Annotated in this window: 20 protein-coding genes; 12 read left to right on the top strand and 8 right to left on the bottom strand. The window is 70.0% G+C overall.

Annotated features, from left to right (window positions below):
• Nucleotides 1-194: 194 nt before the first annotated feature.
• From JI739_RS11090 to JI739_RS11060, 7 genes are all read left to right on the top strand, one after another.
• Nucleotides 195-1016: an ABC transporter ATP-binding protein gene (locus JI739_RS11090; RefSeq protein ID WP_201683957.1), complete on the top strand. Its 822-nt coding sequence runs from the start codon at nt 195-197 to the stop codon at nt 1014-1016.
• A complete protein-coding gene (locus JI739_RS11085; protein ID WP_201683956.1) occupies nt 1013-1798 on the top strand; it encodes an ABC transporter permease in 786 nt (261 codons plus the stop codon). The genes JI739_RS11090 and JI739_RS11085 overlap by 4 nt, the downstream gene beginning before the upstream one ends.
• Nucleotides 1799-1979: 181 nt before the next feature.
• Nucleotides 1980-2936 carry an ABC transporter substrate-binding protein gene (locus tag JI739_RS11080; RefSeq protein WP_201683955.1) on the top strand — a complete coding sequence of 319 codons (957 nt, stop codon included), beginning with the start codon at nt 1980-1982 and terminating at the stop codon, nt 2934-2936.
• Between the two features lie 21 nt (nt 2937-2957).
• Complete coding sequence (locus JI739_RS11075) at nt 2958-4007, top strand: Rieske 2Fe-2S domain-containing protein (RefSeq protein ID WP_201683954.1); 1050 nt, start codon at nt 2958-2960, stop codon at nt 4005-4007.
• Nucleotides 4001-5050: an aromatic ring-hydroxylating dioxygenase subunit alpha gene (locus JI739_RS11070; RefSeq protein ID WP_201683953.1), complete on the top strand. Its 1050-nt coding sequence runs from the start codon at nt 4001-4003 to the stop codon at nt 5048-5050. Before JI739_RS11075 ends, JI739_RS11070 begins: the two co-directional genes overlap by 7 nt.
• Nucleotides 5047-6468 carry an amidohydrolase family protein gene (locus JI739_RS11065; protein ID WP_201683952.1) on the top strand — a complete coding sequence of 474 codons (1422 nt, stop codon included), beginning with the start codon at nt 5047-5049 and terminating at the stop codon, nt 6466-6468. The genes JI739_RS11070 and JI739_RS11065 overlap by 4 nt, the downstream gene beginning before the upstream one ends.
• 1 nt (nt 6469) lies before the next feature.
• A complete protein-coding gene (locus JI739_RS11060) occupies nt 6470-7921 on the top strand; it encodes an FAD-binding oxidoreductase (protein ID WP_201683951.1) in 1452 nt (483 codons plus the stop codon).
• A gap of 16 nt (nt 7922-7937) precedes the next feature.
• Here JI739_RS11060 and JI739_RS11055 read toward each other — a convergent pair whose 3' ends face one another.
• From JI739_RS11055 to JI739_RS11040, 4 genes are all read right to left on the bottom strand, one after another.
• The gene (locus JI739_RS11055) at nt 7938-8138 is read right to left on the bottom strand and encodes a hypothetical protein (protein ID WP_201683950.1); all 201 of its coding nucleotides are present in this window, start codon (nt 8136-8138) and stop codon (nt 7938-7940) included.
• Between the two features lie 225 nt (nt 8139-8363).
• Nucleotides 8364-9824, bottom strand: a complete 1461-nt coding sequence (locus JI739_RS11050) for an NAD-dependent succinate-semialdehyde dehydrogenase (RefSeq protein WP_201683949.1) — start codon at nt 9822-9824, stop codon at nt 8364-8366.
• A 28-nt stretch (nt 9825-9852) separates the two neighbouring features.
• Entirely contained in the window at nt 9853-11082 is a 1230-nt protein-coding gene (locus JI739_RS11045; protein ID WP_201683948.1) for an iron-containing alcohol dehydrogenase, read from the bottom strand.
• Nucleotides 11083-11094: 12 nt separating this feature from the next.
• Nucleotides 11095-12114 carry an Ldh family oxidoreductase gene (locus JI739_RS11040; protein ID WP_354003710.1) on the bottom strand — a complete coding sequence of 340 codons (1020 nt, stop codon included), beginning with the start codon at nt 12112-12114 and terminating at the stop codon, nt 11095-11097.
• A 96-nt stretch (nt 12115-12210) separates the two neighbouring features.
• On the opposite strand from JI739_RS11040, the gene JI739_RS11035 reads away from it, so the two are divergent.
• The 5 genes from JI739_RS11035 to JI739_RS11015 all read left to right on the top strand — a co-directional run bounded on the left by JI739_RS11035 (nt 12211) and on the right by JI739_RS11015 (nt 17305).
• Entirely contained in the window at nt 12211-12975 is a 765-nt protein-coding gene (locus JI739_RS11035; protein WP_354003709.1) for a GntR family transcriptional regulator, read from the top strand.
• Nucleotides 12972-13940 carry a Bug family tripartite tricarboxylate transporter substrate binding protein gene (locus tag JI739_RS11030; RefSeq protein ID WP_201683946.1) on the top strand — a complete coding sequence of 323 codons (969 nt, stop codon included), beginning with the start codon at nt 12972-12974 and terminating at the stop codon, nt 13938-13940. Before JI739_RS11035 ends, JI739_RS11030 begins: the two co-directional genes overlap by 4 nt.
• A 117-nt stretch (nt 13941-14057) precedes the next feature.
• Complete coding sequence (locus JI739_RS11025; RefSeq protein WP_201683945.1) at nt 14058-15167, top strand: enolase C-terminal domain-like protein; 1110 nt, start codon at nt 14058-14060, stop codon at nt 15165-15167.
• Nucleotides 15168-15177: 10 nt separating this feature from the next.
• A complete protein-coding gene (locus JI739_RS11020; protein WP_201683944.1) occupies nt 15178-16287 on the top strand; it encodes an enolase C-terminal domain-like protein in 1110 nt (369 codons plus the stop codon).
• 34 nt (nt 16288-16321) lie between these two features.
• Entirely contained in the window at nt 16322-17305 is a 984-nt protein-coding gene (locus tag JI739_RS11015; protein ID WP_201683943.1) for a Bug family tripartite tricarboxylate transporter substrate binding protein, read from the top strand.
• Between the two features lie 74 nt (nt 17306-17379).
• Here JI739_RS11015 and JI739_RS11010 read toward each other — a convergent pair whose 3' ends face one another.
• The 4 genes from JI739_RS11010 to JI739_RS10995 form a co-directional block, all read right to left on the bottom strand.
• Nucleotides 17380-18396, bottom strand: coding sequence for a pirin family protein (locus JI739_RS11010; protein ID WP_201683942.1), 1017 nt, complete (start codon nt 18394-18396; stop codon nt 17380-17382).
• A gap of 118 nt (nt 18397-18514) precedes the next feature.
• Nucleotides 18515-19018: a MarR family winged helix-turn-helix transcriptional regulator gene (locus JI739_RS11005; RefSeq protein WP_201683941.1), complete on the bottom strand. Its 504-nt coding sequence runs from the start codon at nt 19016-19018 to the stop codon at nt 18515-18517.
• Complete coding sequence (locus tag JI739_RS11000; protein ID WP_354003708.1) at nt 19015-20205, bottom strand: Gfo/Idh/MocA family protein; 1191 nt, start codon at nt 20203-20205, stop codon at nt 19015-19017. The genes JI739_RS11005 and JI739_RS11000 overlap by 4 nt, the downstream gene beginning before the upstream one ends.
• An 8-nt stretch (nt 20206-20213) precedes the next feature.
• A complete protein-coding gene (locus JI739_RS10995) occupies nt 20214-21176 on the bottom strand; it encodes a PDR/VanB family oxidoreductase (RefSeq protein ID WP_201683940.1) in 963 nt (320 codons plus the stop codon).
• Nucleotides 21177-21185 lie beyond the last annotated feature (9 nt).

The following is a 21185-nucleotide window of genomic DNA, read 5'->3' as shown; positions in this document are numbered from 1 at the left end:
CCGCGTGCCAACGCAGGGCACGCGCACCAGGTTGGAATTGGGTGGCTGCGCCGACCGTGCGGACGGGCTCCCGGGCCCACAACTTGCATCGAGCCGCTCGTTCCACCGACAGAGGCCTGCATGAATCCCACCCCCCATCGCACATTGCCGCCTTGCCGGCCGGCACGGCCCGGCCATCCGACGGAGGGCCGGCCATGAAACGGGAGTCGCCCGTCGTCCTGGCCGAAGTGCCGGCGGCCATCGAGGTGCTCTCGGCGCACAAGACCTATCCCAACGGCACCGTAGCCTTGAAGCCGGTCGACCTGAAGATCGCCGAAGGCGAGTTTGTCACGCTGCTCGGTCCCTCCGGCTGCGGCAAGAGCACGCTGCTGAAGATGGTGGCGGGCCTGCTGGCACCGACCGACGGCCGGCTGCTGCTGTGGCGCAAGCCGGTGGACCGTCTCGACGAGACGGGCAAGCGGCTGGCCTTCGTGTTCCAGTCGCCCACGTTGATGCCCTGGGCCAGCGTCCAGGCCAACGTGCGGCTGCCGCTCGACCTGGCCGGCGTGCCTCGAGCCGAGGCCGACGCCCGGGTGGCCGAGGCGCTGGTGCTGGTCGGCCTGGCGCGCTTCGCCAAGGCGCTGCCGCGCAACCTGTCGGGGGGCATGCAGATGCGCGCGTCCATCGCCCGGAGCCTGGTGGTGCAGCCCCAGCTGCTGCTCATGGACGAGCCCTTCGGCGCCCTGGACGAGATCACCCGCCACAAGCTGGACAGCGAGCTGCTGCAGCTGTGGCGGCAGAAGAAGCTCACCGTGGTCTTCGTCACCCATTCGATCCATGAGGCGGTGTACCTGTCCAACCGCGTGATCATGATGGCGGCCCGCCCTGGCCGCGTGGTCGAGGAGGTGCGCATCGACGAGCCCTACCCGCGCAGCCCCGACTTCATGGTGACCCCGCGTTTCGCGGCTTATGCGCGCCAGTTGCAGGACAGCCTCCTGCGTGCCAGCCAGGACGGCGATGAGGAGCCCGCACGATGATCCGCACCCACTACGCACGCGTCCTGTATCCCGCCCTGGTGGCCGTGGTGCTGCTGGGCCTGTGGCAGGGCCTGGTCACCGGCTTCGAATTGCCGGCCTACCTGGTGCCCTCGCCGGTGCTCATGCTGCAGACGCTGGTGGCCGACTGGCAGACGCTGGGCGCCTCGCTGCTGTTCACGATGAAGATCACCCTGCTGTCCTTCCTGTGCGCGGTGGTGCTGGGGGTGCTGATCTCGTTCGTGTTCGTGCAGAGCCGGCGCATCGAAACCGCCCTCTTCCCCTACGCCGTGCTGCTGCAGGTCACGCCCATCGTGGCCGTGGCGCCGCTGATCATCATCTGGGTCAAAAACCCCACGGCTTCGCTGGTGGTGTGTGCGACCTTGGTGGCGCTGTTCCCCATCATCTCCAACACCACGCTGGGCCTGCGCAGCATCGACCCCGACCTGCAAAGCTATTTCGCGATGAACCGCGCCAACCGGCTGCAGACGCTGTGGCGCCTGCGCATTCCCAGCGCCCTGCCGTACTTCTTCGGCGGCCTGCGCATCTCGAGCGGGCTGGCGCTGATCGGCGCCGTGGTCGCCGAGTTCGTGGCCGGCACGGGCGGCAGCAGCACCGGGCTGGCCTACCAGATCCTGTTCGCCGGCTTCCAGTTGAACATCCCGCGCATGTTCGCCGCCCTGCTGCTGATCTCGCTGGCCGGCGTGGCGCTGTTCGCCGCCATGGCCTGGCTGTCGAAGCTGGCCCTGGGCTCGTGGCACGCGAGCGAGTTGTCGCGCGATTGAGGTGCGCACACGGCTGGTGCGCCACGCACCGGCCGTGCCCGCCGAAAGCCGCGCAGGGCGCGCGAGCCGTCTGGCACGGTCCCTGCATCGGATTCCACGCAGAGTAGAAGCAGGCAGCGGCCGCCTCAGCGCCGCGGGTCATTGCTCTGGTTTTTCGTCAACCCGAAACCGGAGAATCTCCATGAAATCCACCCTCACCGCCATTGCCCTCGCCACCGCCGCCCTCGCCGCGCAGGCCCAGGACAAGGTCACCTTCCTCACCTCCTGGTATGCCCAGGCCGAACACGGCGGCTACTACCAGGCCGTCGCCAACGGCATCTACAAGAAACACGGCCTGGACGTCACCGTCAAGATGGGCGGGCCGCAGGTCAACGGCGTGCAACTGCTCGCCGCCGGGCAGGCCGATTTCCTCATGGGCAAGGACTTCCAGACCTTGAACGGCATCCAGTCCGGCATCCCGCTGGTCACCGTGGCCGCGGTGTTCCAGTTCGAGCCGCAGGGCATGGTCACGCACCCCGACGTGAAGAGCCTGGCCGACCTGAAGGGCAAGACCATCCTGATGGCGACCAGCGCCCGCACCTCCTGGTACCCGTGGCTGAAGGCCAAGTACGGGCTGACCGACGAACAGACCCGGCCCTACACCTTCAACATGCAGCCGTTCTTCGCCGACAAGAACACGGTGCAGCAGGGATACCCCGGTTCGGAGCCGTATACCGCGCAGCAGGCCGGCCAGCCGGTCAAGTTCTTCCTGTTCGCCGACGAGGGCTACCCGCCCTACGGCAACACCATCGTCGCCATGCAGAAGATCGTGAAGGACAAGCCCGACGTGGTGCGGCGCTTCGTCACGGCCACGCTGGAAGGCTGGAAGAGCTACCTGCAGGACCCGGCGCCCGGCAATGCCCTGATCAAGAAGGACAACCCCAAGATGGACGACGGAACGCTCGCCTACAGCCACAAGGTGATGAAGGACATGAAGTTCTTCGACGGCGGCGACGCGGCCAGGATGGGGCCGGGAACGATGACCGACGCGCGCTGGCAGAAGACCTACGAGCTGATGGTGCAGGGCGAACTGCTCAAGCCGATGGCCAACTGGAAGGACGCCTACACGCTGCAGTTCGTCAAGGCCGCCAAGCCCTGACCCGCGCACGAGGACCCACCCATGCTCGTGACGCGACAACCGGTGTTGCGGCGGTTCTGGTACGCCGTGACGCCGATGGACCAACTCGCCTCGGGCCCGCGGCCGTTCAGGCTGCTGGGCGAGGACATCGTGCTGTGGAAGCGGGCCGACGGCAGCCCCGCGGCCCTGCGCGACCGCTGCTGCCACCGCACCGCCCGCCTCTCCAAGGGATTCGTCGAGGGCGACCACCTCGTCTGCGGCTACCACGGCTGGCATTACGACGCCCGCGGCGCCTGCGTGCGCATTCCGCAGGCGCCGTCGGCCGCCGTGCCACCCGGTGCGCAGGTGCCGGGCTACCGCTGCCAGGAGCGCTTCGGCTATGCCTGGGTGGCGCTGGACGACCCGCTGATGCCGCTGCCCGAACCCGAAGAGGAAAGCCTGGGCCACCGGCGCATCCACCAGTTCGACGAGACCTGGCGCACCGGCGCGCTGCGCATGATGGAGAACTCCTTCGACACCGCGCACTTCGCCTTCGTGCACGTCGGCACCTTCGGCCAGGGCGACCAGCCGAAGCCGAAGCACTTCGCGCTGGAGGAAACGACCTACGGCTTCGAGGCCCGGGTGGTGCTGGAGATCAACAATCCGCCGGTGTCGCACCGCATCACCGGCAGCACCGAGCCCACCACCACGCGCACCTTCTCCAACCAGTGGCACCTGCCCTTCCTGCGCAAGCTGGGGCTGGCCTACCCGAGCGGCGTGCGCCACACCATCTACACCTGTGCCACGCCCATCGACGACGGGCAGGTCCGACTGATCCAGTGGCTGTACCGCAACGACACCGAAGCCGATTGCCCCGCGGCCCTGCTCAATGAGTGGGACACCCGCGTGGTGCTGGAGGACCAGGTGATCCTGGAGTCGGTCGATCCCGACGCGCCGGTGGACATCGGCCGCCGCGACGAGCAGAACATGGCCAGCGACCGTCCCGGGATGATCATGCGCCGACGCCTGCTGGAGCTGCTGCGCGAGCACGGCGAACACGAGTCGCATGGATGGCCCGCGCCCCAGTCGCTTGCGGAGGCCGCCACATGCTGACCACCCGCCAACGCGTGCTGCGCCGCTTCTGGTACGCGCTCATGCCCATGTCAGCGCTCGACGACGGACCCAAGCCCTTTCGCCTGATGGGCGAAGACCTGGTGCTGTGGAAGCAGGCCGACGGCACGCCCGCCGCCCTGCGTGACCGTTGCTGCCACCGCACCGCACGGCTCTCGCGCGGCTTCGTGCAGGACGGCCAGATCGTCTGCGGCTACCACGGCTGGACCTACGACTGCACCGGTGCCTGCGTGAAGATCCCCCAGGCGGCGGATGCTTCCGTTCCGCCACAGGCGCGCGTCCCCGCCTACCGTGCGCAGGAGAAGTACGGCTACGTCTGGGTGGCGCTGGACGATCCGCTGCGCCCGATCCCGCTGTTCCCCGAGGACGGCCAGCCGGGCTTTCGCCGCATTTTCCAGTTCTACGAGGAGTGGAAGACCAGCCCGCTGCGGATGATGGAGAACTCGTTCGACAACTCGCACTTCTCGTACGTGCACAAGGCCAACTTCGGCATCCTCGAGAACCCCGAACCCGCGCCCTACCGCTTCACCGAAACCGACTACGGCTTCGAGGCCGAGACCACGGTGCCGATCCGCAACCCGGTGCAAAGCCACCGCGTCACCGGCACCACCGAGCCGATCACGCACCGGCACCTGGTCAACCGGTACTACCTGCCCTTCTCGCGGCGCTTCGGCTGCAGCTATCCCGCCAGCGGCACCCAGCACGTCATCTACAACTGCGCCACGCCCATCGACGACGACCGCATGATGCTGGTCCAGTGGCTGTACCGGAACGACCGCGAGGACCAGTGCAGCACGCAGGAGCTGATCGACTGGGATGCGGCCATTACCGCCGAGGACCGGGACATCCTGGAGGCAACCGATGCCGACGCCTGCGTCGACACCACCCGCAAAGTCGAGTTCCACATGCCCTCCGACAAGCCGGGCCTGATCATCCGACGCCAGCTGATGGACCTGCTCAGGGCCCACGGCGAAGAGGAAGTGCACCGCGGCACGCCTCGCGCACAAGGCGAGGTGGTGCGATGAGCGATATGCTGATCCGGCATGCCAGCGCCGTCCTCACCGGGCTTTCCGGCACCGCGGCCCGAGCCGAGGGCAGCGACCTGCGGGTGCGCAAGGGACGCATCGTCGAGATGGGCAGCTTGCGGCCCGAGCCCGGCGAGCAACAGGTCGATGCCAGCGGCTGCGTGGTGTATCCGGCCTGGGTCAACACCCATCACCACCTGTTCCAGTCGCTGCTCAAAGGCGATCCAGCGGGCCTGAACGCCACGCTCTCGCCCTGGCTGCTGGCCACCCCGATGCGGCTGCGTCCCCGCATGAGCGAGCACGATTTCCGCCTGGCGGCGCGCATCGGCCTGGTCGAACTCGCGCTCTCGGGCTGCGGCACGGTGGCCGACCACAACTACCACTACTTCCCGGGCATGCCCTACGACAGCTCCGCGATCCTGTTCGAGGAAGCCGCGCGCCTGGGCCTTCGCTTCGTGCTGTGCCGGGGCGGCGGCACGCTGGCGCGCCAGCCTGGCGACGAACTGCCGCCGGCGGCCCGGCCCGAGACGCTGGACGCCTTCCTGCAGGACGTCGGCCGCCTGGTGCGCGAGTTCCACGACCCGGCCGCCGATTCCATGCAGCGCGTGGTGATGGCACCGACGACGCCGCCGCACTCGATGCGCCCTGAGGAGATGCGCGAGGCGGCCCGGGTCGGTCGCGCGCTCGGGCTGCGCCTGCACTCGCACCTGTCGGAGACGGTGCACTACCAGGACACCGTGCAGCGCCAGCACGGCCTGCGGCCGGTGGAGCTGTGCGAGCGCATCGGCTGGCTCGGGCCCGACGTCTGGTTCGCGCACCTGGTCAAGCTCGACCCGGAGGAGATCGCCCTGCTCGGGCGCACCGGCACCGGCATCGCGCACTGCCCCCAGAGCAACGGCCGCCTGGGCAGCGGCATCGCGCCGGTGCGGGCGCTGGAGGCCGCCGGCTCGCCGGTGTCCATCGGCGTGGACGGCGCGGCATCGAACGAGGCCGCCGACATGATCTCGGAGATCCACGCGGCCTGGCTGATGGCACGGGCTCGCGACGGCCAGGATGCCGTCGCCCAGGTGCGCGGCGGCGCCGGTGAAGGCGACAGCGCCGCCACCACGGTGGAGGACGTGGTCCGGTGGGGCACGGCCGGCGGCGCCCGCGTGCTGGGCCTGGGTGCGGTAGGCACCCTGGCGCCGGGCCAGGCCGCCGACATCGCCATCTATGGCCTGGACCGGGACCCGCGCTACTTCGGCCTGCACGACCCGGCCATCGCCCCGGTCGCAAGTGGCGGCCGGGCCGACCTGCGCCACCTCTTCGTCGCCGGGCGCGAAATCGTGCGCGACGGCGCCATGCCCGGCATGGACCTGATCGAACTCGGACGGCAGAGCCGCGACGCCGTGCGCGCGCTGCTGCAAAGGAACGCATGACATGAAGCGTGACATCACGCCCTTTCTCGCGCTGCTCGGCGACGTGCCGGTGGTCACCGATCCCGAACAGGTGCGCCGCCGCAGCCGCGACATGACGGCGCACTTCAGCCCGGTGATGAAGCAGGACGCCCTGGAGCATGTCGCCGACCTGGTCGTGCGGCCGCGCGACAAGGCCGACGTGCTGCGGGTGGCCGCGGCGGCGGCCAGCGCCCGCATGCCGCTGCTGATGCGCGGTGCCGGCACCTGCAACTTCGGCCAGGGCATCCCGCTGCACGGCGGAGCGCTGGTCGACATGACGGCACTGAAGCGCGTGCTGTGGACACGGCCCGGCGCCGTGCGCGCGGAAGCCGGTGCGCGGCTGCAGGCCATCGACGAGGTGACCGGGCCACAGGGTGGGGAGCTGCGCATGCACGCCTCCACCCGGCGCGTGGCCACCATCGGCGGCTATATCGGCGGCGGCCATGCCGGCGTCGGCAGCTGCACCTGGGGCATCCTGCGCGACCGCGGCAACATCCTCGGCATGGAAGTGGTGAGCATCGAGGAGCAGCCACGCACCGTGCAGCTCACCGGCGACTGCGTGAATCTGGTGCACCACGCCTATGGCAGCAACGGGATCGTCACGGAGGTGGAGATGCCGCTGGCGCCGGCATGGCCCTGGCGCGAGCACCTGGTGGTGTTCCCCGCCTTCGAGGCCGCGCTGCGCTTCGCCCAGGCCCTGGCCAGCTCGGCGGGGCTGCCGACCAAGCTGATCTCGGTGATGAACGCACGCACCATCAGGCTGCTGCAGGGGTTGCGCCCCTTCGGCGACGAGGGCTGCGACGGCACCGTGCTCACCATGGTGGCGGAACCGTTCGCCGCCTCTTTCGCAGCCCTGGTCGCCGAGTTCGGCGGGCGCATCTCGGCCCAGGCCGCTGAAGGCCGCGGCCCCTGGAACAGCCCGCTCTACGAGTTCTCGTGGGGCCATGCACGACAGCAGGCCGAGCGTTCGCAGCCGGGCCTGGTGACCACGATCGGCCTCTACCTGGAGCCGGACGCGATCGGCGCGATGCTGCGCACCCACCGCCGGTTGGGCCAGGACGCCGGCATGCACTTCGAGGTGAAGCGATTCGACGGCCAGCTGGGCTTCCAGGGCATGCCGCTGTTCGCCTACCGAGACGCCGCGCACTTGGCGGGTGTGATGCGCGGCATGGCCGACGACGGCGCGCAGGTGGCCAACAACCACACCTTCGGCGTCCGCGAAGGCGGCATGAAACCGATCGATGCGCAAGACGCTGCGTTCAAGCAGGCGATGGATCCGTACGGCCTGATGAACCCCGGCAAGCTGGGCGTGCGGGCGGACGCGGACGCCGCCGCAGTGGCCGCTGGCGCCGACCTGCCGACGGCGGGCTGGCGCTTCCGCGCTGGCCAGGGCCCCGTCGTGGCCGATGCAGGGGCTTCAGGCGCCAGCCATTGACCCGCAGCGCCGCGCCTCAGGCGCTGACCTGCGCCCAGCAGCCGGAGCGGCGGTTGTGGCGGGCGTAGAAGACCTGCCCAGCCGTGGGCAGGGGCAGCCCGGCGCTGCGGTACACGAGCGTGCCGCAGCTGGTGTGGATGCAGGAACCCCGCACGGCGGTGCACCGGAAAGGTTGCGCGCGAAATGGTGTTGCCTGGGCCGATTCACGTGATGTCATGACCTGCTCCCTTTCTTGGCGATCGGGGACGTCTCCTTCCCCGGAACATGTGCCCATGCTCGGGTGTGTCGCTCTGCTGGGCCGTAGGACTTACCCGCAGCTGGGCGGTTGTTACATCGACAGCGCATGTCGGCGCCCACGCCGGCGGCTGTCCGGTTTCTCGGCGGGCGCGCCGCGCATGGCGGCCGCCGGCAGCCCGAATGCCCGGGCTACTGCCGCACGGCCTCACCACTGCGTGGCGATGTACTTGGTCTCGGTGAACTCGAGGATGCCGTGGTGGCCGCCTTCGCGGCCGATGCCGCTTTGCTTGACGCCGCCGAAGGGCGCCGCCGGGTCGGACACCAGGCCGCGGTTCAGGGCCACCATGCCGGCTTCCAGCCGCTCGCTGACCCGCAGGCCGCGCGCCAGGTCCCCCGTGTAGACATACGCGACCAGGCCGTACTCGGTGGCATTGGCCTGGGCGATCGCGTCGTCTTCCTCGTCGAACGCGACCAGGGGCGCGACGGGGCCGAAGATCTCCTCGTGCAGCAGGCGCGACTCGCGCGGCACATCGGCCAGCACGGTGGGCAGGTAGAAGTGCCCGACGCGATCAGGCCGCTGGCCGCCCACCAGCACGCGCGCGCCGCGCTGCGTCGCGTCCTCGACCAGTTCGTGCACCTTGGCCACGGCCGACGCATTGACCAGCGGACCACAACCGGTACCGCGGTCGGCGCCCTCGCCCACCTTCACCGCCGCCATGCGCTCGGCCAGCTTCTGCGCGAAACGCTCATAGATGCCGCGCTGCACGTAGAAGCGATTGGCGGCGGTGCAGGCTTCGCCGCCGTTGCGCATCTTGGCGACCATGGCGCCTTCGATCGCGGCGTCGAGGTCGGCGTCATCGAACACGAGGAAAGGCGCATTGCCACCCAGCTCCATCGAGCAGTTCACCACGCCGTTGGCGGCGCTGCGCAGGAGCACGCGGCCGACCTCGGTGGACCCGGTGAACGAGAGCTTGCGCACCCGCGCATCGGCCAGCATGGCGTCGACGACCTTGCCGGCGGTGGACGTGGTGAGCACGTTCACCACGCCGTCGGGCACGCCCGCCTCCTGCAGCAGCGCGGCGATGGCGTAGGCCGTGAGCGGCGTCTCGGTGGCCGGTTTGAGTACGCAGGTGCAGCCGGCCGCCAGCGCGGGAGCGATCTTGCGGGTGGCCATGGCGGCCGGGAAATTCCAGGGCGTGACCAGCACGCACACGCCGATGGGCGCGTGCTGCACCAGGATGCGGTTGGCGCCCGAGGGCGCGAGCGCCAGCTGGCCATCCAGCCGCACCGCCTCTTCGGCGAACCAGCGGAAGAACTCGGCTGCATAGGCGACCTCGCCTTGCGCGTCGTGCAGGGCCTTGCCGTTCTCGCGCGAGATGAGCTCGGCCAATCGGTCCTTGTCACGGATCATCAGCTCGAAGCAGCGGCGCAGGATCTCGCCCCGCTCGCGCGGAGGCTTGCGGGCAAAGGCGGCGCCGGCCGCGGCCGCCGCGTCCACCGCCGCCTGCGCGTCCTGCAGCGTGGCGTCGGCCACGCTCGCAATGGCGGATTCGGTGGAAGGGTCGATCACCTCGATGCGGCGGCCGCTGGAGGACGGACGCCAGCGGCCGCCGATGAACAGGTCGGTGGGCAGGTCGCGGATGGGGAAGTCGGGGGCGATGGACATGGCGTGGCTAGTAATCAGGGGCTAGGAGTCAGGGTGGAGACAGGGCTTGGCGCTCGCCGCCGAGTGCGGCCTGGACGATTCGCGCCATGGCGGCCTCATCGAGTGGGCGCGGGTTGTTGGTCACCAGGCGCGCAGCCAGCATCGACTGTTCGGCCACCCAGGCGGCACGCTGCGGATCGAGCCCGAGTTCGGCCAGGGTGGACGGGATGCCGATGCGCTGCAGCAAACCGGCCACGGCCTCGATGGCGGCGTCGGCGGCGGCGGCTTCCGAGGCGGCGTGCACGCCCATGGCCGCGGCGATCTGGGCGAACGATGCCGTGCAGGCCGGCCGGTTGAAGGCCATCACGTAGGGCATCAGCACCGCCACCCCCACGGCATGGGCGGTGTGGGTGATGGCGCCCACCGGGTACTGGATCGCGTGGGCGGCCGCGGTGCCCGCGGTGCCGAAGGCCAGGCCCGCCTGCAGGGCGCCGAACATCACGCCGGCGCGCGCGGCCAGGTCGCTGCCGTCCTGCACCGCGCGAGGCAGGTGGCGCGACAGCGCGGAGATGGCCGCCAGCGCGCAGGCGTCGCTGAGCAGGTTCTTGCCGACGAAAACCCGCTCCAGGCCCAGCTCGGGCGTGGGCTCGCGCCGGGTGGCGGTGAAGGCCTCGATGGCGTGGGTCAGGGCGTCCGCGCCGGCCCAGGCCGTCAGGCGGGGCGGACAGCTGAGCGTGAGCTCGGGATCGCAGATGGCGGTGTGCGGGATCAGGTGCGGACTGGACACGCCCACCTTCAGGTCGCGCCGCTGGTCGGCCACGACGGCCACCGGCGTCACCTCGGAGCCGGTCCCGGCGGTGGTGGGCATGGCGATCACCGGCAGCACCGGGCCGGGGACCTTGAACTCGCCATAGCAGTCGTCCAGCGTCGTGCCGGGATGGGCGAGCAGCAGGCTCACCAGCTTGGCCATGTCCATGCAGCTGCCGCCGCCGATGCCCAGTACCAGCTCAGGCGCGAAGGGCCGCGCCAGGGCGACGCACTCGAGCACGCCGTCCATCGGCAGCTCCGGCTGCGTGCCGTCGTACACCAGCACCTCGGCGCCGGCATCGAGCAGCGACTGCCGCAAGGCGGCGAATTGCGGGTCGGTCGACAGCCGCTGGTCGGTGCAGACCAGGGCGCGCCGGCCGAGGGCGCGGGCGACGCGGCCGACCGCGTGGCGCTGGCCGGGCCCGAACAGGATGGCTTGCGGCGAGCGCATCAGCCCGAAAGTGCTTTGCATGCAGTGGTTTCCTCAGGAAGGGGTGTGGTCGGCCTGCGCCTGGATCTCCCGCCACAGCGTCGCGGGCAACTCGATCCCCTGGGCGAGGCGCCGCTCGCGGCGCTCGCGGGCACGGTCGCCGGGCACCAGCACCGGCCGGTCCGGGTGCGCCGGCGGGCAGGAGCGGATCTCGTCCAGGTAGGCCGACAGCGAGGCGGCGGCCGACGAGTCGGGCTGCATGACCAGGAACAGGTCGCCCTTGTTGCACGGCTCGGTGGCGTCCAGCGTGCCCTTGACGGCACGCCCGATCGCCGCGCCCGTCAGCGCGGTGACCAGCAACTCGAATGCGAGGCCGAGCGCATAACCCTTGGCGCCGCCGAAGGGCGCGATGGCGCCCTCGCGCGCCGCGACCGGGTCGGTGGTGGAATCACCGGCGGCGTCCAGCGCCCAGTCGCCGGGGATGGCCTGGCCGCGTTGCGCACGGTCGTGGATCTCGCCCATGGACACGCGGCTGGTGGCCATGTCGAGCACGAAGGGATGGGGTGCGACCGGCACGCCGATGGCGATCGGATTGGTGCCGACCAGGGCCTGCCGGCCACCCCAGGGATGGACCAGCGCCTCGCTGGTGGACAGGGCCAGCAGGACCTGGCCCGCGCGTGCCACCCGCTCGGCGTACCAGCCCAGCATGCCCAGGTGGTTGTTGCGGCGAATGGCCGCGAGCGCCACGCCCGTCTCGCGCGCCCGCGGCTGGATCGCATCGAGCGCGGCGTTGGCCACCACGGGCCCGAGGCCGTTCTGGCCATCGACTTCGAGGTAGCTGCCGCCGCGCCACTGGCCAGCGCCCCGAGCCGCGGGATCGCAGGCGCCGCTGCGCACCCGCTGCAGGACGCGCGGCAGGCGCATCAGGCCGTGGGAGGGGCGTTCGCACAGCTCGGCTTCCACCAACAGCTCGGCCTGGGTGCGGGCCGCATCGGCGGGAACGCCGCAGGCCTGCAAGGCCTGCACCGCGGTCGCGAACGCCAGGCCGGAGTCGACGAGGACCTGGGCTGTCACTGAAAAGATCCGATCGGATATTGCATATCGGCCATTGTCTGAGTAGCATCCGCCGCACGTCAAGCCGAACTTCCCGCGACCTTCGTGAACCGCCCCGTGACCCCCTTCGATGCCAGCGAGCACGACGCCGCCGCGCTGCTGGCGCGGCGCTCCTCCGTGGGGGACGACGTCTATGAGGTGCTGCTGTCGCGGCTCATCTCGCTGAAGATCCCGCCGGGCGCGCGCATCGGGGTGGACCAGCTGGCGCGCGAACTCGGCGTGTCGCAGACACCGATCCGCGCCGCGCTGATCCGCCTGGAAACCGAAGGGCTGGTGAACAAGACGCACCTGGTCGGCTTCAGTGCCGCCCCCCTGCCCTCGCGCCAGCGCTTCGAGGAGATCTACCAACTGCGCCTGCTGCTCGAACCCTATGCGGCCGAGCGGGCGGCCACCGCCCTCACGGCCGCAGGGCGCGCCGAGCTGGCCGCGCTGGCCGAGGCCATGGCCCGCCCATCGGCCGAGGAGGCGCAGCTGGCCTACGGCAAGTTCGCCAATGCCGATGCACGCTTTCACGCGCTGATTGCCCGGGTCGGCGGCGGCGAGCTGATGGCCGAGACCCTGGCGCGGCTGCACACCCATATGCACCTGTTCCGCGTGCTGTTCCACTCGCGCGTGACCGAGGAAGCCATTGCCGAACACGCGCGCCTGCTCGACGCGCTGGTCGCCGGTGACGGCCCGGCCGCTCGCAAGGCCATGGCCAGCCACATCCGCCAGTCCCTGCAACGCGTGGCCCCCATCCTCGACACGCTCGACGAGGGCGCCACACCCAGCGGCCGGCTGCGGCTGGCCGATTCCTCCAACCCTCCACGGAGACACGCATGAGCCTGAACCGGCGCCAGATCCTTTCATCCCTCGCCGCCCTCGGCGCCGCCTCGGCCGCGCCCGGCCTGGTGGCGCAGGGCGCCTGGCCGTCCAAGCCGATCCGCATCATCCTGCCCTACACCGTGGGCGGCAGCGCCGACGCACTGGCGCGCGGCATCGCCGAGCACCTGCGCAGCGTGCTGGGCCAGCCGGTGATCGTGGAGAGCCGTCCCGGCGCGAACTCGGCACTGGGCGCCGAGCTGGTGGCCAAGTCGCCGGCAGACGGCTACACCCTGCTGTACCTGGGCTATCCCACCATTTCCACGAACCTGGTGGTCTACAAGGACGTGCGATACAAGCTGGAGGACTTCCAGCCCATCACCACCACCTTCCGCTCGCCGGTGTCGCTCACCGTCAAGCGCGACTTCCCGGCCAACAACCTCAAGGAGTTGATGGACCTGGCCCGCAAGCAGGGCAGCCTGAGCTACGGCACCTCGGGCAACGGCAGCTCGCCGCACCTGCTGATGGAAAAGATCAAGGCCGACACGGGCATCCGCTTCGAGCACATCCCCTACAAGGGCGAGAACCCGGCGGTGCTGGACGTGCTGGGCGGCCACCTGCCGCTGTTCGCCGGCAGCATCGCCACGCCCCAGCAGCATGTGCGATCGGGTGCGCTCAAGGTCATCGCCACCTCCAGCGCCGAGCGCCTGCCGTCCTTCCCCGACGTGCCCACCTTCCGCGAAGCCGGCTTCCCCGAGCACGTATTCACCTACTGGCACGGCTTCGCCGCGCCGGCCGGCACGCCGCGACCCATCATCGACCGGCTGCACGCCGCCATCGTCGCGGCCATGTCCACCCAGCCGGTGCGCAACGTGCTCGGCCCCGACCAGATCGCCACCGCGATGTCGCCCGAGGCCTTCACGGAGCAAATCCGCAAGGACATCGCGCTGTGGACCCCGGTGATCCGCGCCAGCCGGATCGAATAAGGCCCACCCCGAAGCGCCTTCGGCGGCTCCCCTCAAGGGGCGCCACCAGCGGCCCGGCGGAGCCGGTTCCGCGGTGGCCCTGGGTGGCGGGGCCTGCCCTCATGCGGAATCAATGACATGAAGATCACCGACATCAGCCTCACGCTGTTCCATTTCGAGGGCCTGCCGCCCACCGCCTACGCCGCCCATCTGGCCAACACCTCGGGCCGCAGCGAACTGGGCCTGGTGCGCATCGCCACCGACGACGGGCTGGAGGGCCACTCCTTCCTGGGCTCGGCCATGCGGCCCGCAGGGCTGGAAGCCAAGGCGCTGGTCGAAGGGCTGAAACCTCTGCTGATGGGGCAGGACCCGCTGGACCGCGAGCGCCTGCACCAGCTCATGGCGCGCTGGTCGCGCACCTTCAACCTCAAGCCGCTGGGCGCGATGGACGTGGCGCTGTGGGACCTGGCGGGCAAGGCCGCAGGACTGCCGATCCACCGCCTGCTGGGAAGCTACCGGCACGCCATCCCGGTGTACGCCAGTTCGCAGAAGCTGGCTTCGCCGCAGGCCTATGCCGAGCAGGCGCTCGAGTTCAAGGCCCAGGGCTACCAGGCCTACAAAATCCACCCGGTGGGCGACGCCGCCGCCGACGTGGCGATCTGCGAGCGCGTGCGAGAGGCCGTGGGTGATGCCTACCCGCTGATGCTGGACGCGTCTTTCGCCTACCGCTTCGACGAGGCGGTGCGCGTGGGCCGCGCCATCGAGCGCATGGGCTTCCGCTGGTACGAGGACCCGCTCACCGAGAACGACATCTACAACTGCGCCAAGTTGCGCCAGAAACTCGACGTGCCCCTGATGGCGACCGAGCTGCCTTCGGGCGGCCTGGACACCTACCCGATCTGGATCACCGAGCGCGCCACCGACTACCTGCGCGGCGACGTGCCCATGAAGGGCGGCATCACCACCATGGTGAAAACCGCGCACCTGGCCGAGGCCTTCAACCTGCAGTACGAAGTGCACCACGGCGGCAACTCGATGAACAACCTGGCCGGCCTGCACGTGGCCATGGCGATCCGCAACTGCGAGTTCTTCGAGATGATCCTGCCGATGGCCTCGCATCGCTACGCCCTGTTGAACGATCCGGTGGTCGACGCGCAGGGCTTCATGCATGCACCCACCGCGCCGGGCCTGGGCGCCGAGATCGACTTCGACCTGATCCGCCGAAACACCATCACCGAACTGCGGTGAGCGCTCCATCATGAAAATCACCGACGTCACCGTCACCGTCTTCACCTGGGACGGGCTGGTCCCGCTGCGCTACTCGGCCCATGTGCGCTCCAGCGGCGATTCGTGCCAGCTCGCCCTGCTGCAGGTCCACACCGACGAGGGCCCCGTCGGACGCTCGTTCATCGGCTCGCCGGTCGCGCCGGCCGAGTTCGACGTGCAGCGCCTGGTCGACATCCTCAAGCCCATCGTCATGGGCCAGAACCCGCTGGAGCGCGAGCGCCTGTTCCGCCGCATGTGGGGCCGCGTGCGCGCGGCATCGGTGCGCACGGTGGGCGCCATGGACGTGGCGCTGTGGGACATCGCCGGCCAGGCCGCCAACCTGCCGATCCACGCGCTGATCGGCACCTTCCGCGACGGCCTGCCGGCCTATGCCAGCTCGCCGGCGCGCGACGACATCGACTCGTACTGCGAAGAGGCCCTGCACTGGAAGTCTCGCGGCGTGGGTGCCTACAAGATCCACGCGCCGCACCCGTGGAAGCAGGACATCGCCACCTGCCAGGCGGTGCGCCGCGCCGTCGGCGACGACCACGTGCTGATGCTGGACGCGAGCTGGAGCTACGACTATCCCACCGCGGTGCGCGTCGGGCGCGCGCTGGAGGAGCTGAAGTTCCATTGGCTGGAGGATCCACTGGGCGAGTGGTCCATTCCCAACTACGTCAAGCTGCGACAGAAGCTGGACATCCCCCTCATGGCCACCGAGCTGCCCTTTGCCGGCTTCGACACCTATGCGCCGTGGCTGATGGCGCAGGCCACCGACTTCCTGCGCGGGGACGTGGCCTTCAAGGGCGGCATCACCACCATGCTCAAGACCGCGCACCTGGCCGAGGCCTTCGGCATGAACTACGAGATCCACCACGGCAGCAACTCGCTGAACAACGTGGCCAACCTGCACGTGGCCGCGGCCATCCACAACTGCGAGTATTTCGAAGTGCTGCTGCCGGACGCCAACAACAAGTACGCCGTGATCGACGACATCGAGATCGACGGCCAGGGGCTGGTGCACCCGCCCAAAGGACCCGGCCTGGGTGTGCAGGTGGACATGGACCTGGTGCGCCGCAAGCAGGTCGCCGTGCTGCGCTAGGACCTCTTTTTTTTCAACACGACAGGAGACAAGCATGAACCGCAGAGAACACCTCGCCTGGGCATTGGGCGCCGCGCTGTTGCCGGCCGCAGGCATGGCCCAGGACGCCTACCCGACCAAGCCGGTGCAGATCATCGTGCCCTTCCCGCCCGGTGGCGCGGTGGACATCGTGGGCCGCAAGATCGCCGAGAAGTGGAAGACCGAGCTGGGCCAGCCGGTGGTGGTGGTGAACCGGCCCGGCGCCAACGGCGTGGTGGCGTGGCAGTCGCTCATGGCGCTGCCGCCGGATGGCCACCACATCTTCGCCGCCGCCGGCCAGGGCCTGGGCTTCGTGCACAAGATGAACTCGAAGATCACCTCCACCTTCCTGGAGGACTTCGTGCCGGTGGGTTCGTACGGCAACTACCCGCTGGTGATCCTGGTGAACAAGGACCTGCCGGTGAACAACCTCAAGGAACTCGCCGCCTACGCCACCAAGAACCCGAAGCGCCTGAGCTACGGCACCACGGGCGTGGGCTCCGGGGGGCACTTTTTGTTCGAGCTGTACAAGTCCACCGCCAAGGTGGCCGACGCGGCGATGCCGCCCAGCCACTACGCGGGCATCGCGCCCGAGCTCACCGCGCTGGTGGGCAACCACATCCAGGTGGCGATCATGCCGCTGACCTCGCTGGCCGCGCAGCAGATCGACACCGGCGCCATCCGCGCGCTGGCGGTGACGGCCGATAACCGCTCGCCTTTCCGCAAGGAGATCCCCACGGTGGTCGAGCAGGGCTTTCCGGAGCTGGTGGCGAAGGACTACATCTCGTACTGGGTGCCGGCCAAGACGCCCGCGGCGGCCGTGCGCCGATTGGCCGACGCCACCCGCAAGGCCACGCAGGACCCGGAGATTTCCAAGCTCCTGACCGAGATGTTCTTCGAGGTCGAATTCCTCGACGGCGCCGCGACGCGCAAACAGTTCGAGGTGCGGGCGGCGCAATTCGAGCCGCTGATCAAGAAGCTGGACATCAAGCTGCAGTAGGCGGGACTTGTGCAACCGGCACCACCCGTCGAGGATCCCGGCCCCGGCGGGTCGATGCTGCCCGGTTCGCCCGACTACCCCGCCCTCTCCACCCGCCCGTCCGGATACCGCGCGAACCGCCGCGGGTCCGTTCCGTGCACCGGAGCCGCACTCTCGAAGGGCCAGCCACCGAACTGCGTGCGCCTGTAGTCCTGCATGGCCTGCATCACGCCGGCCTGGTCGTTCATCACGAAGGGGCCGTACTGGGCCACCGGTTCGTTGATCGGGCGGCCCTGCAGCAGGAGGAACTCGCACCCCGATGCACCGGCCTGCAGCGGCACGGGCGCGTCCGCGCGCAGGTGGATGCCCACGGTGGGCTGCACGCGCTGGCCCGCGACGTCGGCCTCGGCGCCGTTGAAGACATACAGCACCCGGCTCAACCCATCCGATGCGGCGGCAGGCAAGGTCCAGCGCGCGCCGGCCTCCAGCCGGAGGGTCCAGATGGCCAGGTCCGATCCCGGTTGCGCCGCCCAGGAATCGGGCGGCGGCGGCGGTGGCCGCAGCTCACCCAAGGCCCCGGCCACCAGCACCAGCTCGGTGGCCCGGCCCTGCTCGTCGTGGAACACGGCGCGTGGCAGGCGGTCGGCCCAGAGCATGGTGAAGTTGGGGTCTGCCATCTTGTGGCTGCGTGGCAGGTTGAGCCAGATCTGGAACAACTCGACCGGGTTGTCACGATCGGCATGCAGCAGCGGGAACATCTCCGAATGCACCAGGCCGCTGCCGGCCGTGACCCACTGCACGTCACCCTCGCCGAAGCGGGCGATCGCCCCCAGCGAGTCGCTGTGGTCGATCAGGCCCCGGCGCACCAGCGTCACCGTCTCGAAGCCGCGATGCGGATGCGCCGGAAAGCCCGGCACGTGATCACCGTGGTACATGCTCCAGCCATCCCTGCCGCTGAAGTCCTGCCCGACGTCGCGGCCGGCCAGCGAAGCGGCCGGACCGAAGGCGCCGTCGGATCGGGGGTAGTGGTCGTGGTGGTGGACGCAGAACAGGAACGGGTCGGCCGTTTCCCAGCGCGGGCCCTGCGGACGGATCTGGAGGATGGGGCTCATGGGCCGGACGATATCCGATCGTGGGCGGCCGGGCCGCACGGGATCGAAGCACGGCTGGAGCGCCCAACCAGCGCAAGAACATCTTCCCCGGCCACGCCGTCCCCGCGCGGACGCGGCCCTACGCCAGCTCCTGATCCGGCTCCACTTCCTCATCCGCCGCCAGGTTCTCGATGATCGCCAGCAGCGCCTTGCGCAGCGTGGCCACCGTCTTGTCCGACAGCCCGCGGATGCTGATGTGGTTCACCTCTTCGGCCAGCGGCACCAGCTTCCTCTCCAGTGCGCGCCCCGCCGGCGTGAGGAACACGTGCATGTTCTTGCGGTTGCCCGCGAGCTGCCGGCGCTCGATCAGGCCCATCTGCTCCATGGCCTTGACGGCGCTGAAGGTGGTGGGCTCCATCACGCCGGCCGCATCGCTCAATTCCTTTTGCGTGAGCCCATCGCGGATCCAGAGGATGCGCAGGAAGGTCCAGTGGCCGAAAGACACCCCGTGCTGCGCCAGCCGGTGCTGCAGCGCCCGCATCTGCGCCCGCGCCACGTCGCGGACCAGGTGGGCCAGGCGGTCGTCGGGCACCGATTCGCGCCAGTGCTGCAGCAGTTGCTGGGTGTCTTTGCCGTGGGTCATGGGAAGGGCAGCTCGGTCTGGAGGCCGAGGATGATATCGCCGCCCCCGCGGGCCGATTCGAGGATGGCCAGGCAGACTTCCAGGGTGGCGCGCGACCAGGCGCCGTCGTGCAGCGGGACACGGCCTTCGCGCGTGCAGGCCCACAGCTCGTCCACCACTTCGCTGCGCGGCACCGGCGGCACCGGTGGCGCATCGAAGCGCAGGCCCTCGCGGTCGTGGATTTCCACGCCGCGCGGGGTCAGGCGCAGGTCACCGCCGTCGCAGGACACCAGCACCGGCCCGAAATGCTGGAACGCATCGGGCGCGGCGCCATCGTCGGGCACGTAGGCCGAGCCGCCGAAGTTGCGCTCGGCCTTGAGCCGCGCCTCCTCGGCTTCATCGGTGGCGGCGGCGAGCTTGCGGCGCGTCTGCTGGTGCGTGCCGGGCGCCTTCGGCTTGCCCATCTCGCCGACGCCATCCATCTGCGCGTCGCTGTCGTAGTAGCCGTAGCCGTTGTAGGTGAGGCTGGCGAAGGCGCCCGAGCGGAAGGTGAGCAAGGCGCTGTAGGCGCCTTCGGTGGGCCGGGCCGGGTCCCAGCGGCCGGTGCGCGCGCACACCGAGTGCACCAGGCCGCCGCCGAGCAGCCGCACCACTTCCACCTGGTGCGCCGCCTGGCTGAAGACCACGCCGCCGCCCTGCGCGGTGTCGAGCTCCTCGGGCCGGCGTGGCCGGTACAGGAAGTCGGTGAAGTTCAGCGCGTGGATGGCGCGCACCGCGCCGAAGCGGCCGCTGTCGATCAGCCGGCGCGCGTGCAGCACGGGGGTGTTGAAGCTGTGGCTGTGGCCCACCACCAGGTGCGTGCCGGCGGCGCGGCAGGCGTCGATCATGTGGGTGCAGTCGGGGATCGCCAGCGCCATCGGCTTCTCCACGATCACATGCTTGCCGTGCCGCGCCGCGAGCTGCACGTGCTCCACGTGCATCTGGTGCGGCGTGGCCACGTAGACCCACTCCACCGCAGGATCGGCGCACACCGCCTCGGCGGTCTCGCAGGCGCGGCCTCCGAACTCGCGGCCGAAGGCCTGCGTGGCCGATTCGCGCGGGTCGAAGGCAGCCACCAGCCGCACGCGCGGATCGCGCCGGAAGGTGGGCAGCATCAGCGTGAAGGCGCGCCCGAGGCCGAGCACGCCCAGTCGCAGCGGATCGGACACGGCGGCGCTCACAGGTCCAGCACCAAGGTGTCGGAGCAGGCGCGCGAGACGCAGACCATGATCTGGTCGCCGCGCTCTTCCTCCATCAGCACCAGGTCGCGGTGGTCGGCCTGGCCTTCCAGCAGCCGCGTCTTGCAGGTGCCGCAGGTGCCGCTCTCGCAGGAGCTGGCCACCTTCACGCCGGCCTGGCGCACGGCATCGAGGATGGTCTGGGTCGCGCCCACCTGCACGGTGATGCCGCTGCGGCGCAACTGCACGTCGAAGGGTTTGTCGTCGGCGTGTGGCTTGGTGTCGCCGCCGAAGCTCTCGAAGTGCACCGCGGTGGTGGGCCAGTGCCCGGTCATGTCGCGCACCGCGTCCATGAGGCCGTTGGGTCCGCAGCAGTACACGTGCGCGCCGCTGGCGACCTTCTCGAAGATCTTCCACAGGTCGTACGAACGGGCCGGGTCGCCGTGGTCGTGGTGGATCACCACCTTGCCGGCGAATTCGCCGCCCTTGAGCTCGTCGAGGAAAGCCGTGCCCTCGGGGTCGCGCGTGAAGTAGTAGAGCTTGAAGGGGCGCAGGCCCTCGGCCTGCAGCGTGCGCATCATGGCCATGATGGGCGTGATGCCGATGCCGCCGGCCACCAGCACGAAGCTCTTGGCCTTGTCGTTGAGCTCGAACAGGTTGGTGGGCGTGCCCACCATCAGCTCGTCGCCGACCTGCACCCCATCCACCAGCGACATCGAGCCGCCACGGCCCTGCTCGTCGCGCTTGACGGCGATCTGGTAGCGGTCGGTCTCGGCCGGGTCATTGCACAGCGAATACTGGCGCATGGCCCCGCCCGGCACCCGCACCGCCAGGTGCGAGCCCGCGGTGAACGGCGGCAAGGGCGCGCCCTGCGCGTCGCGCAGCTCGAACAGGTGGATGTCCCGGGCGATGGTTTCCTTGCGCGTGACGCTCAAGGGACGAAGGGATTCGGCTTCGGTCATGGAACACAC

Source organism: Ramlibacter aurantiacus, from assembly GCF_016722895.1.
Classification (GTDB): Bacteria; Pseudomonadota; Gammaproteobacteria; order Burkholderiales; family Burkholderiaceae_C; genus Ramlibacter; species Ramlibacter aurantiacus.
Note: the sequence above shows the minus strand (reverse complement) of the source record. Positions and strands in the feature narration are given on the sequence as shown.

Bases quoted from the DNA above. Each gene is read 5' to 3' on its own strand.
- JI739_RS11090 (WP_201683957.1), top strand. From the start codon at position 195: ATGAAACGGGAGTCGCCCGTCGTCCTGGCCGAAGTGCCGGCGGCCATC.
- JI739_RS11085 (WP_201683956.1), top strand. From the start codon at position 1,013: ATGATCCGCACCCACTACGCACGCGTCCTGTATCCCGCCCTGGTGGCC.
- JI739_RS11080 (WP_201683955.1), top strand. From the start codon at position 1,980: ATGAAATCCACCCTCACCGCCATTGCCCTCGCCACCGCCGCCCTCGCC.
- JI739_RS11075 (WP_201683954.1), top strand. From the start codon at position 2,958: ATGCTCGTGACGCGACAACCGGTGTTGCGGCGGTTCTGGTACGCCGTG.
- JI739_RS11070 (WP_201683953.1), top strand. From the start codon at position 4,001: ATGCTGACCACCCGCCAACGCGTGCTGCGCCGCTTCTGGTACGCGCTC.
- JI739_RS11065 (WP_201683952.1), top strand. From the start codon at position 5,047: ATGAGCGATATGCTGATCCGGCATGCCAGCGCCGTCCTCACCGGGCTT.
- JI739_RS11060 (WP_201683951.1), top strand. From the start codon at position 6,470: ATGAAGCGTGACATCACGCCCTTTCTCGCGCTGCTCGGCGACGTGCCG.
- JI739_RS11055 (WP_201683950.1), bottom strand. From the start codon at position 8,138: ATGACATCACGTGAATCGGCCCAGGCAACACCATTTCGCGCGCAACCT.
- JI739_RS11050 (WP_201683949.1), bottom strand. From the start codon at position 9,824: ATGTCCATCGCCCCCGACTTCCCCATCCGCGACCTGCCCACCGACCTG.
- JI739_RS11045 (WP_201683948.1), bottom strand. From the start codon at position 11,082: ATGCAAAGCACTTTCGGGCTGATGCGCTCGCCGCAAGCCATCCTGTTC.
- JI739_RS11030 (WP_201683946.1), top strand. From the start codon at position 12,972: ATGAGCCTGAACCGGCGCCAGATCCTTTCATCCCTCGCCGCCCTCGGC.
- JI739_RS11025 (WP_201683945.1), top strand. From the start codon at position 14,058: ATGAAGATCACCGACATCAGCCTCACGCTGTTCCATTTCGAGGGCCTG.
- JI739_RS11020 (WP_201683944.1), top strand. From the start codon at position 15,178: ATGAAAATCACCGACGTCACCGTCACCGTCTTCACCTGGGACGGGCTG.
- JI739_RS11015 (WP_201683943.1), top strand. From the start codon at position 16,322: ATGAACCGCAGAGAACACCTCGCCTGGGCATTGGGCGCCGCGCTGTTG.
- JI739_RS11010 (WP_201683942.1), bottom strand. From the start codon at position 18,396: ATGAGCCCCATCCTCCAGATCCGTCCGCAGGGCCCGCGCTGGGAAACG.
- JI739_RS11005 (WP_201683941.1), bottom strand. From the start codon at position 19,018: ATGACCCACGGCAAAGACACCCAGCAACTGCTGCAGCACTGGCGCGAA.
- JI739_RS10995 (WP_201683940.1), bottom strand. From the start codon at position 21,176: ATGACCGAAGCCGAATCCCTTCGTCCCTTGAGCGTCACGCGCAAGGAA.